At 71.9% G+C, this 17,118-nt stretch carries 12 protein-coding genes; 10 read left to right on the forward strand and 2 right to left on the reverse strand.

What is annotated here, in order from left to right; all coding sequences use genetic code 11:
* Nucleotides 1-14 precede the first annotated feature (14 nt).
* From C8250_RS31095 to C8250_RS31115, 5 genes are all read left to right on the forward strand, one after another.
* Nucleotides 15-1,565: a diaminobutyrate--2-oxoglutarate transaminase family protein gene (locus C8250_RS31095; RefSeq protein ID WP_138357309.1), complete on the forward strand. Its 1,551-nt coding sequence runs from the start codon at nucleotides 15-17 to the stop codon at nucleotides 1,563-1,565.
* On the forward strand, nucleotides 1,562-3,559 hold the full coding sequence (locus tag C8250_RS31100; RefSeq protein ID WP_244809467.1) for an IucA/IucC family protein: 1,998 nt from the start codon (nucleotides 1,562-1,564) through the stop codon (nucleotides 3,557-3,559). The genes C8250_RS31095 and C8250_RS31100 overlap by 4 nt, the downstream gene beginning before the upstream one ends.
* A 29-nt stretch (nucleotides 3,560-3,588) precedes the next feature.
* The gene (locus C8250_RS31105; protein ID WP_307811530.1) at nucleotides 3,589-4,281 is read left to right on the forward strand and encodes a GNAT family N-acetyltransferase; all 693 of its coding nucleotides are present in this window, start codon (nucleotides 3,589-3,591) and stop codon (nucleotides 4,279-4,281) included.
* A 231-nt stretch (nucleotides 4,282-4,512) separates the two neighbouring features.
* The gene (locus tag C8250_RS31110) at nucleotides 4,513-6,273 is read left to right on the forward strand and encodes an IucA/IucC family protein (protein ID WP_138357319.1); all 1,761 of its coding nucleotides are present in this window, start codon (nucleotides 4,513-4,515) and stop codon (nucleotides 6,271-6,273) included.
* A gap of 64 nt (nucleotides 6,274-6,337) precedes the next feature.
* On the forward strand, nucleotides 6,338-6,835 hold the full coding sequence (locus tag C8250_RS31115; protein ID WP_138357307.1) for an FHA domain-containing protein: 498 nt from the start codon (nucleotides 6,338-6,340) through the stop codon (nucleotides 6,833-6,835).
* Here C8250_RS31115 and C8250_RS31120 read toward each other — a convergent pair.
* Complete coding sequence (locus C8250_RS31120; protein WP_138357306.1) at nucleotides 6,813-8,069, reverse strand: serine/threonine-protein kinase; 1,257 nt, start codon at nucleotides 8,067-8,069, stop codon at nucleotides 6,813-6,815. The genes C8250_RS31115 and C8250_RS31120 overlap by 23 nt on opposite strands.
* Nucleotides 8,070-8,172: 103 nt before the next feature.
* Between C8250_RS31120 and C8250_RS31125 the strand changes: the two genes are divergently transcribed.
* The gene (locus C8250_RS31125) at nucleotides 8,173-10,248 is read left to right on the forward strand and encodes an ATP-dependent DNA helicase (RefSeq protein WP_138357305.1); all 2,076 of its coding nucleotides are present in this window, start codon (nucleotides 8,173-8,175) and stop codon (nucleotides 10,246-10,248) included.
* A gap of 92 nt (nucleotides 10,249-10,340) precedes the next feature.
* Here the strand turns inward: C8250_RS31125 and lexA are convergent, their stop codons facing one another.
* Entirely contained in the window at nucleotides 10,341-11,111 is a 771-nt protein-coding gene (lexA, locus tag C8250_RS31130; RefSeq protein ID WP_138357304.1) for a transcriptional repressor LexA, read from the reverse strand.
* A 561-nt stretch (nucleotides 11,112-11,672) separates the two neighbouring features.
* On the opposite strand from lexA, the gene nrdR reads away from it, so the two are divergent.
* From nrdR to C8250_RS31150, 4 genes are all read left to right on the forward strand, one after another.
* Complete coding sequence (gene nrdR, locus C8250_RS31135; RefSeq protein WP_138357303.1) at nucleotides 11,673-12,185, forward strand: transcriptional regulator NrdR; 513 nt, start codon at nucleotides 11,673-11,675, stop codon at nucleotides 12,183-12,185.
* 133 nt (nucleotides 12,186-12,318) lie between these two features.
* Nucleotides 12,319-15,216 carry a vitamin B12-dependent ribonucleotide reductase gene (locus tag C8250_RS31140; RefSeq protein ID WP_138357302.1) on the forward strand — a complete coding sequence of 966 codons (2,898 nt, stop codon included), beginning with the start codon at nucleotides 12,319-12,321 and terminating at the stop codon, nucleotides 15,214-15,216.
* 206 nt (nucleotides 15,217-15,422) lie between these two features.
* On the forward strand, nucleotides 15,423-16,205 hold the full coding sequence (locus C8250_RS31145; RefSeq protein ID WP_138357301.1) for an MBL fold metallo-hydrolase: 783 nt from the start codon (nucleotides 15,423-15,425) through the stop codon (nucleotides 16,203-16,205).
* Nucleotides 16,202-17,095, forward strand: a complete 894-nt coding sequence (locus C8250_RS31150) for an arylamine N-acetyltransferase (RefSeq protein WP_138357300.1) — start codon at nucleotides 16,202-16,204, stop codon at nucleotides 17,093-17,095. The genes C8250_RS31145 and C8250_RS31150 overlap by 4 nt, the downstream gene beginning before the upstream one ends.
* The last annotated feature ends 23 nt before the right edge of the window (nucleotides 17,096-17,118 follow it).

A 17,118-nucleotide genomic window follows, 5' to 3' on the forward strand; every position in this document is an offset into this window, starting at 1 on the left:
CGTCGTTAGTGCGGATGGGGGACGTCGACCGGAGGAGTGAGCACGTGGCCGCCATCCAGAGCGGGCCGGACCAACTGGCCGCGTCGGCAGACGACTTCGTCGCGGGAGAGGGGATCCTGCGGCGGCAGTCGCTGCGTGAGTCCGCGGCCCGCACCTACGCCCGCTCGCTGCCCGTCGTCCCGGTCAGAGCCCGCGGGATGACGGTCGAGGGCGCCGATGGCCGCCGCTATCTGGACTGCCTGTCCGGCGCGGGGACGCTGGCGCTCGGGCACAACCACCCGGTCGTCCTGGAGGCGATCCGCGCGGTCCTGGACTCCGGGGCCCCGCTGCACGTCCTCGATCTGGCCACGCCGGTGAAGGACGCCTTCACCACCGCCCTGTTCGAGACGCTGCCGCCGGAACTGGCCGCCCACGGGCGGGTGCAGTTCTGCGGACCGGCCGGTACGGACGCGGTCGAGGCGGCCATCAAGCTCGTCCGCAACGCCACCGGCCACGCCGGACTGCTGGCCTTCACCGGCGCCTACCACGGGATGACCGCGGCCGCGCTGGCCGCGACCGGGGACACCGCGGCGCGCGCCACGGTCGGCGAGGCCGACGCGCGGGTGACGCGGCTCCCGTACCCGTACGAGTACCGCTGCCCGTTCGGCACCGGCGGCGACCGCGGGGCGGAGCTGTCCGCCCGGTGGACCGCCAGCCTGCTGGACGACCCCAAGGGCGGCGTCCAGCCGCCCGCCGGGATGCTGCTCGAAGTGGTGCAGGGCGAGGGCGGGGTGATCCCCGCGCCCGAGGCGTGGCTGCGCCGGATGCGGGAGATCACCGCCCGGCGCGGCATCCCGTTGATCGTCGACGAGGTACAGACGGGCGTCGGACGCACCGGGACCTTCTGGGCCGTCGAGCAGAGCGGGATCGTGCCGGACGTGATGGTGCTCTCGAAGGCGATCGGCGGCAGCCTCCCGCTCGCCGTCATCGTCTACCGGGAGGAGCTGGACACCTGGCGGCCCGGCGCCCACGCGGGCACCTTCCGGGGCAACCAGCTCGCCATGGCGGCGGGCGCCGTCACCCTGAAGTACGTCCGTGAGCACGGCCTGGACGTGCGGGCCGGCACCCTCGGCAGCCGGATGTCGGCCCGGCTGCGCGGACTGGCCGCGCACCACCCGTGCATCGGCGATGTGCGGGGCCGCGGTCTGATGATCGGCCTCGAACTCGTCGACACCGAGGCAGAACCCGACGATTACGGGTCGCTGCCCGCCGCGCCCCGGCTCGCCGCCGCCGTGCAGCAGGAGGCGCTGCGGCGCGGTCTCATCATCGAACTCGGCGGCCGGCACAGCAGTGTCGTCCGGCTGCTCCCGCCGCTCACCATCACCGACGAGCAGGCCGAGGCGGTGCTCGACCGGCTCGCGGACTCGATCGCGGCGGCCGAGCGGGCGGTTTCCGGGGCTCCCGGGGCTCCCGGAGCTCCTGGGACTTCTGGGGGTTCCGGGACTGCGGGAACTCCCGGCGCTCGCGTCGGTCCTGGATTCTCCGGTGCGTCCGCGGGCGCCGGAGCGGTGGAGGAGCGCGCATGACGAGCCCACAGGCGACGGCCGAGTACCCCCAGACCTCCGGGCCGACGGGCCCCACCGACACACGGAGTACCGGCATGAGCGTATGCCCCGGCACGAACGCCGACCCTGCCGCCGACAGCACGCCGGCCCAGGCCGGCGCGGCCCAGCAGGACAGGCCGACCCTCCACGGCGGGCCGGCTCACCAGACCGGCACGGCCGTTCAGGACAGCACGGCCCTCGTACCGCCGCAGTCGCGGCGGGCGGCCCTGCCGCTGCCGGGCGAGCCCGATCCCCTCGAAGCGTCCGACGCCTACGCGGCGGCCGACGCGGCGTCGATCGAGAGCCTGCTGCGCTGCTGGGTGCGCGAGACCGCGCTCCCCGAGCCGCGGGACGGCGTGCTGCGTGTACCGCTCCCCGCCAGCGGCACCGGCTTCGACGTCCGGGTCCGGCACTGGTCAGCGACCGGGCACCACCGGTTCGGCACCGTACGGCTCGCCCTCGCCGACCAGGTGCCGCTGACCGCCGTCTGCCTGGCGGCGCTGCTGGCGCGCGAGGCCGGCACGGATCCGGCCGAGGGCGGCGACCTGATCGGCCGGGTCGCCGACTCCGCCCGCCGTACCGCCCTGTTCCTCACCGACCGGCGGGAGCGGCCCGCGGCGCCCGCCGCCACGGATCCGTTCCTCGAAGCCGAGCAGTCGCTCCTCCTCGGCCACCCGCTGCACCCCACGCCCAAGGGCAGGGAGGGGCTCTCCGAGGCGGAGTCCCGCGCCTACTCGCCGGAACTGCGCGGCTCCTTCCCGCTGCACTGGTTCGCCGTCGACCGCTCCCTGATCGCCACCGACTCGGCCTGGACCGAACGCGGCCGCGCCATTCCCGCCGAACAGCTCCTCACCGACCTCGCAGGCCCCGGCCTCGAACTCCCCGACGGCGCCGCCGCCCTGCCCCTGCACCCATGGCAGGCCCGCGAGGTCCAGCACCGGCCCGAGGTGCGGGAACTCTTCGAGACGGGTCAGCTGCGTGACCTCGGCCCGCTCGGCGATCCCTGGCACCCCACCTCCTCCGTGCGGACCGTGTACCGGTCCGGCGCCCCCGCGTTGCTGAAGCTCTCGCTGGCGCTGCGCATCACCAACTCCCGCCGCGAGAACCTCCGCAAGGAACTCCGGCGCGGCACCGAGGTCCACCGGCTGCTGCGCAGCGGACTCGCCGAGCAGTGGCGCGCCGCGCACCCCGGCTTCGACATCGTCCGCGACCCCGCGTGGCTCGCGGTGAACGCGCCGGGCGGAGAGCCGCTCCAGGGCCTGGACGTGGTGCTGCGGCACAACCCGTTCGGCCCCGGCGACCAGACCCACTGCCTGGCGGGCCTCACCTCGCCGCGCCCCTGGCCGGGACAGGCCGCGCCCGCCCTGCGCTCCCGCCTGGCCGACCTCACCGGCCGCCTCGCGGCCCGGACCGGACGCCCGGCCGCGGCCGTCGCCACCGAGTGGTTCCTGCGCTATCTGGACGCCGTCGTCCGTCCCGTCCTCTGGCTGGACGGAGAGGCGGGGATCGCCCTGGAGGCCCACCAGCAGAACACCCTCGTCCTGCTGGACGCCGACGGCTGGCCGTCCGGCGGCCGCTACCGGGACAACCAGGGCTACTACTTCCGGGAGTCCCACCGGGCCGCCCTGGAGCGCAGGCTGCCCGGGATCGGCGCGGAGAGCGACACCTTCGTCGCGGACGCCATCGCCGACGAGCGCTTCGCCTACTACCTCGGCATCAACAACGTCCTCGGCCTGATCGGCGCGTTCGGCTCCCAGGGGCTGGCCGACGAACGCCTGCTCCTCGCCGCCTTCCGCCGGTTCCTCGGCCTGGCGGCGGCCACCGGCCGCTCCCGTCTGCCGGAACAGCTGCTCGGGGCCGCGACACTGCGCTGCAAAGCCAATCTGCTGACCCGGCTGCACGGTATGGATGAACTCGTCGGCCCGGTCGACACCCAGTCCGTCTACGTGACGATCCGCAATCCGCTGGCCGCCTGAGCGGTCCGACCGCAGGAGAGGAGGGAGCCGTGCTGCCGCCCGCCGACTCCAACACCGAGGACACCCTGGACCTGACACTGTCCGACGAGGTCCTCGCCCTCTTCAACGCGCCGGATCCGGCGCGGTCCGCCGGGGCTCCGGGCGCGGACGGCGGTCTGCTCGGCGGGGTCGCGGACTGGGGGCCGACGGCCACCCGGGCGGGCACCTTCCAGCTCGTTCCCGCGACCGTCGAACGCGATCTGCCGATGATCTCCGGCTGGATGAACGACCCGGCCGTCGCCGAGTTCTGGGAGCTCTCCGGAGAACCGCGGATCACCGAGCGGCATCTGCGCGGCCAGCTCGACGGCGACGGCCGCAGCGTCCCCTGCCTCGGCGTCCTGGACGGCACCCCCATGAGCTACTGGGAGATCTACCGGGCCGATCTCGACTCCGTCGCCCGCTACTACCCCTCCCGACCCCATGACACCGGGGTGCATCTGCTGATCGGTGGTGTCGACGACCGGGCCTGCGGCCTGGGCACCACCCTGCTGCGAGCCGTCGCCGACCTCGTGCTCGACCACCGGCCGGCCTGCGCGCGCGTCATCGCGGAACCCGACCTGCGCAACACCCCCTCCGTCGCCGCCTTCCTCGCCGGGGGCTTCCGGTTCTCCGCCGAGGTGGAGCTGCCCGGCAAACGGGCGGCTCTGATGATCCGCGACCGTGCCGTGAGACATCTCCTCTGACCGCCTGACCGCCTGACCGCCTGACCGCCTGACCGCCTGACCGCCTGACCGCCTGACCGCCCGACCGCACCCTGACCGCCCGACCGCACCCTGACCTTTCTGATCTCCCGGGCCCCTTCGGGACCTCCGCCGACCCCTGTCCGCCGCCGCGCTGTCCCCCGCAGAGGAGCACCGACCTTGACCATCCCGCCACCGCTCCGAGGCACCGGCTGGCAGCTCGCCGCCCGCCGCATGCTGGCCAAGATGCTCGCCGAGTACGCGTACGAAGCCGTCATCACCCCGGAGCCGGATCCCGACGCCGACGCCGACGCCGACCTCGACACCGGAACCGGCACCGGGTCCCGTTCCGGGACCGGCTGGTCGCCCTACCGGCTGGTGCTGCGCGACGACGTCGTCTACCGGTTCCGCGCCCGCCGCGGTGCCTATGGCAGCTGGTCCGTGGACGCCGGCTCCATCACGCCCACCGGCGACCCGCTGCACTTCCTCGCCCATGGACACGACACCGTGCTGGACCTGCCGGGCGACACCACGGGGCATCTGATCCGCGAACTCCTGGCGACGCTGGCCGCCGATGTCCGGCTCGACGCCTCCGCCGTCACCGCCGCCGAGCTCGCCGCACTGGACTACGCCGACCTCGAAGGCCACCAGACCGGCCACCCCTGGCTCGTCGCCAACAAGGGCCGGCTCGGCTTCTCCGCCGCCGACTCCGCCTTATGGGCTCCTGAGGCCCGCCGGCACCACCGCCTTCCCTGGATCGCCGTCCACCGCGACCTCGCCCAGTACCGGGGCGTCGCCGCCCTGGACACCCCCGACCGGCTCTACGCCGAAGAACTCCCCCCGGACGTACGCGCCGGCTTCGCCCGCACCATCACCGACCAGGGGCGCGACCCCGCCGACTACCTCCTGCTGCCCGTCCACCCCTGGCAGTGGGAGGAGACGATCGCACCCCTCTTCGCCGCTCATCTCGCCGACGGTTCCATCCTGCCCCTCGCCACTGACAACGACCTGCGGCTGCCCCAGCAGTCGATCAGGACCTTCCTCAACACCAGCCGCCCGGACCGCCGCACGGTCAAGCTGCCGCTGTCGGTCCTCAACACCCTCGTGTGGCGCGGGCTGCCCACCGAGCGCACCCTCGCCGCCCCCGCGGTCACCGCCTGGGTGCACGGTCTGCGGGACGCCGACCCCTTCCTGCGCGACGAGACCCGGGTGATCCTGCTCGGCGAGGTCGCCTCGATCACCGTCGAACACCCGCTGTACGACCGGATCCCGGGCGTGCCCTACCAGTACCGCGAACTCCTCGGCTGTATCTGGCGCGAGCCGCTCACCGGCCGGCTCGGCCCCGGCGAGCGGGCCCGTACGCTCGCGGCGCTGCTGCACACCGACCCGGAAGGGCGCGCCTTCACCGCCGAGCTCGTCGAACGCTCCGGGCTGGCGCCGCGCGTCTGGCTGCGCCATCTGTTCGCGGCCCTGCTGCCCCCGCTGCTGCACTTCCTGTACCAGTACGGGACGGTCTTCTCCCCGCACGGCGAGAACGCCATCGTCGTCTTCGACGAGCACGACATTCCCGTGCGGCTCGCCGTCAAGGACTTCGTCGACGACATGAACGTCTCCGCGGAGCCGCTGCCGGAACACGGGTCGATGCCCGCGGACGTCCGCGCGGTGCTGCTCACCGAACCCCCGGCCTTCCTGACCCAGTTCATCCACTCCGGGCTCTTCATCGGGGTGCTCCGGTACCTCGCGCCGCTGTGCGAGGACCAGTTGGGCGTCCCGGAAGGCGATTTCTGGGGGCTGGTCCGCGAGACGATCCTGCGGCACCAGGACCGCTTCCCCGAGCTGAAGGAGCGCTTCGCGACCTTCGACCTGCTCACCCCCCGGATCGACCGGCTGTGCCTCAACCGCAACCGGCTGCACCTCGACGGCTACCGGGACCGTCCCGACCGCCCGCACGCCGCCGTCCACGGCACCGTCCGCAACCCCCTGAGCGGCCCCTGACGCGGCTGTGTCCCGGCTGGCGATACCGTGACGGGATACCACGGGAGACAGAAGCGGGGGCGCCATGCGCGACGGCGGTGAGGGCCGTGACGGCGAGGACCACGGCACCGGCAGGCCGTGCCCGGAGTGCGGCCTCGCCGGCGCGGTCGCGGGCCAACTCGTCTGCCGGGGCTGCTACGTACCCTTCGCGCTGATGACGGCGCCCACGAAGGCCGCACCGCTGACGCTGCCGGGCATCACCCGCCGCGACGCGCCCGGCCGTGCGCTGCGGCTCGTCTTCCCCGACGGTGCGGCGGTCGTCGAGCCGGGCGGCCGGATCCGGCTCGGCCGGGATCCGCAGCAGTGCCCGGCCGTCCGCTTCCTCGGCGGCCGCGACAACCTGTCGCGGGTCCACGCCAGCGTCGGCGTCGACCCCGACGGCTCCGCCTGGATCACCGACGAGGGCTCGACCAACGGCACCTTCGTGCGCGGCACCCGGATCACCGCAGGAGAGCGGGTGGCGCTGCGCCCGGGCGACGCGCTGCGGCTCGCCGCCGATGTCACCGCCCGCGTGGAGTCCTGACCGCCGCGTAGGACGTCACACAGCGCGCCAGCGCATGGTCGGGGCCCAGCGCCGCCGCCGTACGCGCCGACAGATCCGTCAGCCGGCGGACGACCGTCGCCGCGCCGTTCAGCCCCTCCAGGACCCGTGCCCGGCCGAACAGTGCGGCGAACGCGGCCGGCTCGCCCTCCCCGCCCGACCTGCTGAGCTGCTGGTACAGATTCCAGTAGCAGCGGTCGGCGTCGCCGAACCGGCCGGCGGCGAGCAGCCGCTCGGCCTCCTCCAGCCGCGACCAGGCGGTGTCCTGCGGTCCGCGGTCCAGCACGGTCGGCGTCCGGGGCATCTCGGGCTTCGGGGCCGGTTTCGGAGCCGGCTTCGGTTCCGGGGCCGGCGCGGGCCGGCCCGCCGCGCGCAGCCGCTCCGCGGCCTCCGCGGCGCCCGCCGGCCGGTCCGCCGGGTTCTTGGCGAGCAGCGCGTGCACCAACTCGGCGAGCGCGGCGGGAACCCCGGGGCGGCGGGCGGCCAGCTGCTCCGGCACCTCGTGCACATGCTGGTACGCGTAGCCGACGGTGTTGCCCGCCTCGAACGGCGGAGACGCCGCCAGCAGTGCGTAGAGGACGCACCCCAGTGAGTACAGGTCGGAGCGGCCGGTCACCTCGTGCCCCAGCGCCTGCTCGGGGGAGAAGTACTGCGGCGACCCCAGGATGGACATCGGCTCCGTGTACCGGGTGACGTTCGCGTCCCGCTCCGCCACCAGCCCGAAATCGCAGATCTTGACGATGCCCCTGGGCAGCAGCATCAGGTTCTCCGGCTTGATGTCCCGGTGGACCAGTCCCTGGCCGTGCGCGTGCTCCAGCCCCGCGCAGATCTGGATGCCGTACTCCACCACGTCGGCGACCGGCAGGGCGCCCTGCTCCAGCAGGACCTGCCGCAGGTTCTTGCCACGCAGCAGTTCCATCACGATGTACGGCGCCCCGGAGTGCTCGCCCGCGTCATGGACGGCGGCCACGTTCGGGTGGCTCAGCCGGGCCGCGGCGGTGGCCTCCCGGCGGAACCTGCCCTGCCGCGCCGACCGCTCGCCGTCCGCCCACTCGGGGCGGAGCGTCAGTACCTTGACCGCCACCTGCCGGCCGAGCGCCTGGTCGCACGCCGAGTACACCTGCCCGAAGCCGCCGCCACCCAGCGCGACCTCCAGCCGGTACCGGCCGCTGAGCACCGTTCCGACGCCGATTTCTCCGGCCAACTCGAACGACATGCGCCAGAAGTTAGCACCGGACGCCGGATTGCGTACGGCGAACGATCACCGCGTCCCGGGGCAGGACCGTGTTGTCAGTGCGCCCCCTTAGGCTGGTTTCCCTATGACGAAGCCCGCCCTCACCGAACTCCTCCACGCAGCCGTCACCGCGGTCGGCGGCGTGGAGCGCCCCGGCCAGGTCACGATGGCCCAGGCCGTCGAGACCGCCGTGGACGACAGCGCCCATCTGCTCGTCCAGGCCGGCACCGGCACCGGAAAGTCCCTCGGCTATCTGGTGCCCGCCCTCGCCCACGGCGAGCGGGTGGTGGTCGCGACCGCCACCCTCGCCCTGCAGCGGCAGCTGGTCGAGCGTGACCTGCCGCGTACCGTCCAGGCGCTGAAGCCGCTGCTGCGCCGCGAGCCGCAGTTCGCCATGCTCAAGGGCCGGTCGAACTATCTCTGTCTGCACCGCCTGCACGAAGGGGTGCCGCAGGAAGAGGAGGACGGTCTCTTCGACGTCTTCGAAGCCGCGGCGCCCACCAGCAAGCTCGGCAAGGACCTGCTCCGGCTGCGCGACTGGGCGGACGAGACCGAGACCGGCGACCGGGACGGCCTCACGCCGGGCGTCTCCGACAAGGCCTGGTCGCAGATCTCCGTCACCTCGCGCGAATGCCTCGGCGCCACGAAGTGCGCCTACGGCGCGGAGTGCTTCGCCGAGGCGGCCCGCGAGCGCGCCAAGCTCGCGGACGTGGTGGTCACCAACCACGCCCTGCTCGCCATCGACGCCATCGAGGGCGCGCCGGTCCTGCCCAGCCACGAGGTCCTGATCGTGGACGAGGCCCATGAGCTGGTCTCCCGTGTCACCGGTGTCGCGACCGGTGAGATCAGCCCCGGTAGCGTCAACCGCGCCGTCCGGCGGGCCGCCAAGCTCGTCAACGAGAAGGCCGCCGACGCGCTGCTCAGCGCCTCCGAGGGCTTCGAGCGGCTGATGGAACTGTCACTGCCCGGCCGCCTGGAGGAGATCCCGGAGGACCTCGGCTACGCACTGGCGGCGCTGCGCGACGCCTGCCGCCAGGTGATCACCGCGATCGGCGAGACCCGCGACAAGTCCGTCCAGGACGAGAACGCGGTGCGCAAGCAGGCGCTCGCCTCGGTCGAGCACGTCCATGAGGTCGCCGAGCGCATCGTGCAGGGCTCCGAGTACGACGTGGTCTGGTGCGAGAGCCACGACCGGTTCGGCGCCTCACTGCGGGTCGCTCCGCTCAGCGTCTCCGGCCTGCTGCGCGAGAAGCTCTTCACGGAACGTTCCGTGGTGCTCACCTCCGCCACCCTCAAGCTCGGCGGCGACTTCAACGGGGTCGCGGCCTCGCTCGGCCTGGCCCCGGAGGGCGTCGAGGGCGAGGACGTGCCGCCGTGGAAGGGCATCGACGTCGGCTCGCCGTTCGACTACCCCAAGCAGGGGATTCTCTACGTCGCCAAACACCTTGCCCAGCCGGGCCGCGACAGCCGCCGCGAGGACATGCTGGATGAACTCGCCGAGCTGATCCAGGCCGCGGGCGGTCGCACGCTGGGGCTGTTCTCCTCGATGCGGGGCGCCCAGGCGGCGGCGGAGGACCTGAGGGGCCGGCTCGACCATCCCATCCTGCTGCAGGGCGAGGAGACGCTCGGGGAGCTGATCCGCACCTTCTCCGAGGACGCGGCCACCTGTCTGTTCGGCACGCTCTCGCTCTGGCAGGGCGTGGACGTGCCGGGGGTGAACTGCCAGCTGGTGGTGATGGACCGGATCCCGTTCCCCCGCCCGGACGACCCGCTGATGAGCGCGCGGCAGAAGGCTGTCGAGGAGCGCGGCGGGAACGGCTTCATGTCGGTGGCCGCCACGCACGCGGCGCTGCTGATGGCGCAGGGCGCCGGCCGGCTGATCCGGGCCTCGGGCGACCGGGGCGTCGTCGCCGTCCTGGACCCCCGGCTCGCGACCGCGCGGTACGGCAGCTTCCTGCGGGCCGGCATGCCGGACCTCTGGTACACCACCGACCGCAACCAGGTGCGCCGCTCGCTGGCGGCCATCGACGCGACGGCGAGTGCGATCGCCGAGACCGCGGAAGAGGTGGCTGAGGAAGCCGAGGCCGAGGAGACGGTGACGGAGGAAGCGGCCGAGGTGGCGGCGGTCGACGCGGCGGAGGAAGTACCCGCCACCGGCTGAGCCCTGAACGTCGGACGTCGCCCTGGCGATGCGGACATGGCAGGGCCCCGGAACCGGCGCAGAGGTTCCGGGGCCCGGTCGTAAGGGGTCGTTCAGACCCGGCGCAGTACCGCCACCACCTTGCCGAGGATCGTCGCCTCGTCACCGGGGATGGGCTGGTAAGCGGCATTGTGCGGGAGCAGCCAGACATGGCCGTCCTCGCGCTTGAAGCGCTTGACGGTCGCCTCGCCGTCGAGCATGGCGGCGACGATGTCGCCGTTCTCGGCGACGGGCTGACGGCGGACGGTGACCCAGTCCCCGTCGACGATGGCGGCCTCGATCATCGAGTCGCCGACCACCTTGAGGACGAACAGCTCGCCGTCACCCACCAGCTGGCGGGGAAGCGGGAAGACGTCCTCGACCGATTCCTCGGCGAGGATCGGACCGCCGGCGGCGATCCGGCCGACGAGCGGCACGTACGACGCGGAGGGCTTGCCGGTGGTGTCCGTCGGCTGCGAGTGCGTGGCGTCGGAGCCGCGGACCTCGTAGGCGCGCGGGCGGTGCGGGTCGCGGCGCAGGAATCCCTTGCGCTCCAGCGCCATCAGCTGGTGGGCGACCGAGGAGGTGCTGGACAGACCGACGGCCTGGCCGATCTCGCGCATGGACGGCGGGTAGCCACGGCGCTGGACCGAATCGCGGATCACTTCGATGACCCGGCGCTGACGGTCGGTGAGGCCGGAGCTGTCCGCGCGGATCCCGGGCGGCCGGCCGGGGAGCGAGCGGGTGGGCTTGGGCGTTTCGTCGTTCATCGCATCCATCGGGCTGAGCCGATCCTGGGAGCGGTCCTGGGCGGTCAATGCTGCGGTGTCTGCGGTGGTGGTCACGGCGGCCCCTCTCGAGATGTTCTCCCTGTGACAGACGCTTCGCAGACTGCCCGGCGGCAAGGTCTCCACGTCCTACGACCGCACCAAGTGCGTGCGGTCGGCCCGCTCAGCTGTCGCGGACAGTTAGTACAACGGTAGTGGGTTTCGAAAGGTTGCGCCAAACACACGTTCGAGTGAAATTTTGTAAATCACCTGACGTGATCAAGGTATCGGGTGTATAGACCGAACAGTCATTCGATTCCTGATGGGAGCCGGGATCGCCGGCGGGCCGCGCCCCCAGTGTCGCACCGCCGACCTCCCACCACGCCGAGGCGCGACGTCGCGTAAGCTCCGACGCGCCGCGCCGCCGCGACACGCGGAATGTCGCGCTTGGGGCTCTGGCACCAGATCTAGTGGTTAAGTAAGTGCCAGCCACCCACCAGTAGTGGTCCCAGTGGGTCAACCCCTCAGTGGATCGCCTATGCTTGGGGCTGTTCCCAGGGGTTGAGGCCAGACCCCGGGAGCGTCATCGTCGTGCGCTCAGCCGCCGGTACGGGCTGAATGAAGGAGGGGATAGGGAACATGCACTGCCCCTTCTGCAGACACCCCGACAGCCGTGTGGTCGACAGCCGCACCACGGACGACGGCACCTCGATCCGCCGCCGCCGTCAATGCCCCGACTGCGGCCGCCGCTTCACCACGGTGGAGACGGCGTCCCTGATGGTGATCAAGCGCAGCGGCGTCACGGAACCTTTCAGCAGGAACAAGGTCATCGCAGGCGTCCGCAAGGCGTGCCAGGGCCGCCCCGTCACCGAGGACGCGCTCGCCCAGCTCGGGCAGCGCGTCGAGGAGGCGGTCAGGGCGACCGGCAGCGCCGAGCTCTCGACCCACGACGTCGGTCTGGCCATACTCGGCCCCCTGCAGGATCTCGACCTGGTCGCGTACCTGCGCTTCGCCTCGGTCTACCGGGCCTTCGACTCGCTCGAGGACTTCGAGGCCGCCATCGTCGAGCTGCGCGAGCAGCTCCCACCCACGAACCTTCGCGGGCTCGACGAGGACCTCGGGGTCCCCGCGCCCGCCCCCGCCGCTGACTGACCGAGCGACGGCCGATCAGCGGCAGTACCCACAGATTTGCCGAGGCGCGCTGCGCCGAGGCGTAGGACAACGAACCGTGCGGCGGGATGATCCGCGCACTTCTAGGCGTTTTGCCTGTATTGGGAGGCGGCACATGACTGAGACGACGAACGGCGCGGCACGAGGATCCCGGACCAAGGGATCCAAGGGTGGCAAGGGCCTGCGGATCGAACGTATCCACACCACCCCGGGCGTGCACCCGTACGACGAGGTGGTGTGGCAGCACCGCGACGTCGTGATGACCAACTGGCGCGACGGCTCGATCAACTTCGAGCAGCGGGGCGTCGAGTTCCCCGACTCCTGGTCGGTGAACGCGGTCAACATCGTCACCAGCAAGTACTTCCGCGGCGCGGTCGGCAGCCCGACCCGCGAGTCGAGCCTGAAGCAGCTCATCGACCGTGTGGTGAAGTCCTACCGCAAGGGCGGCGAGGACAACGGGTACTTCGCCTCCCCGGCCGACGCCGAGATCTTCGACCACGAGCTGACCTACGCCCTGCTGCACCAGGTGTTCAGCTTCAACTCGCCGGTCTGGTTCAACGTCGGTACCGCCCAGCCGCAGCAGGTCTCCGCCTGCTTCATCCTCTCCGTCGACGACTCGATGGACTCGATCCTGGACTGGTACAAGGAAGAGGGGATGATCTTCAAGGGCGGCTCCGGCGCCGGCCTGAACCTCTCCCGCATCCGCTCCTCCAAGGAGCTGCTCTCCTCCGGCGGCAACGCTTCCGGCCCGGTCTCCTTCATGCGCGGCGCCGACGCGTCCGCCGGCACCATCAAGTCGGGCGGCGCCACCCGCCGCGCCGCCAAGATGGTCGTCCTGGACGTCGACCACCCGGACGTCGAGGCCTTCATCGAGACCAAGGTGAAGGAGGAGGAGAAGATCCGCGCCCTGCGCGACGCGGGCTTCGACATGGACCTGGGCGGCGACGACATCACGTCCGTCCAGTACCAGAACGCCAACAACAGCGTCCGCGTGAACGACGAGTTCATGAAGGCCGTCGAGTCCGGCTCGAAGTTCGGCCTGCGCGCCCGGATGACCGGCGAGATCATCGAAGAGGTCGACGCCAAGTCCCTTTTCACCAAGATGGCCGAAGCCGCCTGGGCCTGCGCCGACCCCGGCATCCAGTACGACGACACCATCAACCACTGGCACACCTCGCCGGAGACGGGCCGCATCACCGCCTCCAACCCGTGCAGCGAGTACATGCACCTGGACAACTCGTCCTGCAACCTCGCGTCGCTGAACCTCATGAAGTTCCTGCGTGACGACGACAAGGGCAACCAGTCGTTCGACGCGGACCGCTTCGCGAAGGTCGTCGAGCTGGTCATCACCGCGATGGACATCTCCATCTGCTTCGCCGACTTCCCCACCGAGAAGATCGGCGAGACCACCCGCGCCTTCCGCCAGCTCGGCATCGGCTACGCCAACCTCGGCGCCCTGCTGATGGCCACCGGCCACGCGTACGACAGCGACGGCGGCCGCGCGCTCGCCGGCGCCATCACCTCGCTGATGACCGGCACCTCGTACAAGCGCTCCGCCGAGCTCGCCGCGGTCGTCGGCCCGTACGACGGCTACGCCCGCAACGCGGACGCCCACAAGCGCGTCATGAAGCAGCACTCGGACGCCAACGCGGTGGCCAAGCGCACCGACGACCTGGACGTCCCGGTCTGGGCCGCGGCCACCGAGGCCTGGCAGGACGTGCTCCGCCTCGGCGAGAAGAACGGCTTCCGCAACGCGCAGGCCTCCGTGCTCGCGCCGACCGGCACCATCGGCCTGATGATGGACTGCGACACCACGGGCGTCGAGCCCGACCTGGCGCTCGTCAAGTTCAAGAAGCTCGTCGGCGGCGGCTCCATGCAGATCGTCAACGGCACGGTCCCGCAGGCGCTGCGCCGCCTCGGCTACCAGCCGGAGCAGGTCGACGCGATCGTGGCCCACATCGCCGAGCACGGCAACGTGGTCGACGCCCCGGCGCTGAAGACCGAGCACTACTCGGTCTTCGACTGCGCCATGGGCGAGCGGTCGATCTCGGCCATGGGCCACGTGCGCATGATGGCGGCGGCCCAGCCGTTCCTGTCCGGCGCGATCAGCAAGACGGTCAACGTGCCCGAGACGGCCACCGTCGAGCAGATCGAAGAGGTCTACTACGAGGGCTGGAAGCTCGGCCTGAAGGCGCTCGCGATCTACCGCGACAACTGCAAGGTCGGCCAGCCGCTCTCCGCGAAGAAGAAGGAGCCGGCCGCCGAGGCCGTCGTCCCGGCCGAGGTCCAGAAGGTCGTCGAGTACCGCCCGGTCCGCAAGCGCCTCCCGAAGGGCCGTCCGGGGATCACCACCTCGTTCACCGTCGGCGGCGCCGAGGGCTACATGACCGCCAACTCCTACCCGGACGACGGTCTCGGTGAGGTCTTCCTCAAGATGTCCAAGCAGGGTTCGACCCTCGCGGGCATGATGGACGCCTTCTCCATCGCGGTGTCGGTGGGCATGCAGTACGGCGTGCCGCTGGAGACCTACGTCTCGAAGTTCACCAACATGCGCTTCGAGCCGGCCGGTCTGACCGACGACCCGGACGTGCGGATGGCGCAGTCGATCGTCGACTACATCTTCCGCCGCCTGGCGCTGGACTTCCTGCCCTTCGAGACCCGCTCCGCGCTCGGCATCCACTCGGCCGGCGAGCGTCAGCGCCACCTGGACACCGGTTCCTACGAGCCGGGCGACGACGATGTGGACGTCGAGGGCCTGGCCCAGTCCGCACCGCGCCAGGTCGAGGCTCCCGCCCCGAAGGCCGCGGCACCGAAGCCGGTCGCCGTCGCCAAGCCGGAGAACCCGGCCGCCGTGCCGGCCCCGAAGCAGGCGCACAACTCCACGGAGCTGCTGGAGATCCAGCTCGGCCTGAACGCCGACGCCCCGCTCTGCTTCTCCTGCGGCACGAAGATGCGCCGTGCGGGCAGCTGCTACCTGTGCGAGGGCTGCGGCTCGACCAGCGGCTGCAGCTGATCGTGCGCGCGCCGCGGGAGTGAACCGCGGTTGAGGGAGTGAGAGGTCCGGTGCCGACGGGAGTCGGCACCGGACCTTTTTCCGTGCCGGGAATAGGTGTGATCTTGAAGGACTTGTGATCGGTGACGACACGGGGGCGGTGTCGCGGGCGGGGTGCCCGTACGGTGTGCTGCCGCCGTTTCCGCTGATGACAGGGGGTAGTTGCGATGACCGAGCTGGATATCCATTACGTGGGCGGGCCGACCGCGGTGATCGTGATCGGGGGTCTGCGGCTGCTCACCGACCCGACGTTCGACGCGCCGGGGGAGTACCCGATGGGCAACCGGGCGCTGGTGAAGACCACCGGCCCCGCGGTCGATGCGGACGCGGTCGGGGCCGTCGACGCCGTACTGCTCTCGCACGACCAGCACCCGGACAACCTCGACACCTCGGGGCGGGCGTATCTGGCGAGTGCGCCGCTGACGTTGTCCACCGGTTCGGCGCTGGGGCGGATCGGCGGAAACGTCACCGCACTGCCGAACTGGGAGCACACCGAGCTGACCCGCCCGGACGGGGGAACGCTGCGTATCACCGGGGTGCCGGCGCAGCACGGGCCGGACGGCAGTGAGCCCGTCGTCGGCGAGGTCACCGGATTCGTTCTCTCGGGCGAGGGCCTCCCGACGGTCTATGTGAGCGGGGACAACGCGTCGCTGCAGGTCGTACGGGAGATCGCTGAGCGGTTCGGACCGTTCGACGTCGCGGTGCTGTTCGCCGGCGCCGCGCAGACCCCGCTGCTTCCGGGCGCCGATCTGACGCTCGGCAGCGTCCACGCCGCCGAGGCGGCGGAGATCCTCGGCGCGCGGCAGGTCGTACCGCTGCACTTCGAGCACTGGGGGCACTTCACACAGAACGGCGACACCCTGGTGGACGCCTTCGAGCGGGCGGGGATCAGCGACCGCCTGCATCTGCTGAAGCCCGGTGAGCGCTTCGAGTCCGGGACCGCGCGATGACGGCGACCCCGGCGGGGCCGGTGGCGGAGCGGGAGACAGCGGCCGGATCCGTCGCGGAGTCCGTCTGGAGCGGTGACCGGCTCGACCTGGACGCCTATCTGGCGCGGACCGGGTACACGGGCGGCCTCGAGCGGACGGCGGAGACCCTGCGGGGACTCCACCGCGCGCACACCGCCGCGATCCCGTTCGAGAACCTGGAGGTCGCGCTGGAGCGCGAGGTCCGCCTCGACCTGGACAGTGTGCAGCGCAAACTCGTCACGGAGCGCCGTGGCGGCTACTGCTACGAACAGAACTCCCTCTTCGCGGCCGTGCTCGAACGCCTGGGCTTCGTCTTCACGGCCCACGGCGCCCGGGTCCGCACCGCCGGCCCGACGCTGCGGCCCATCACGCACGTCCTGCTGCGGGTCGTCGTGGACGGCGCGGAATGGATCTCGGACACCGGCTTCGGCGGTCCGGGAACCCTGGAGCCGGTCGAGCTGCGGGTCGGCACCCCGGCGTGGCAGGGCGGCTGGGCCTTCGAGGTCGCCGAGGAAGCGGGCGGCGTGCGCGTGCTGCGCTCGCTCGGCGCGCGGGGCTGGTCGGACCTGTACGCGTTCGCGCCCAGCCCGCTGTACCCGGTGGATCTCGTCGTCCTGAATCACTACACGTCGACGCACCCGCTGTCCCGGTTCACCGGCCAGGCAGTGGTGCAGCGGGTGACGCCGCAGGCGCGGTACTCCCTGGTGCGGGACGAGCTGACGGTGACGCGCGCGGGTGCCGCGGACGGCGCGGAGGAGCGGCGGAAGGTGCCGGCCGGGGAGCTGCCCGAGGTGCTGGAGAGCACCTTCGGCCTCGTCCTCGCCGCGGCCGACACCGAACGGCTGGGCCGTCTGCACGATCCGGCCCGGTAGGGAGGTGCGGTCGGTCGTGGGAC

Origin of the sequence: Streptomyces sp. So13.3 (assembly GCF_005860785.2) — a bacterium.
Taxonomy (GTDB): domain Bacteria; phylum Actinomycetota; class Actinomycetes; order Streptomycetales; family Streptomycetaceae; genus Actinacidiphila; species Actinacidiphila fildesensis.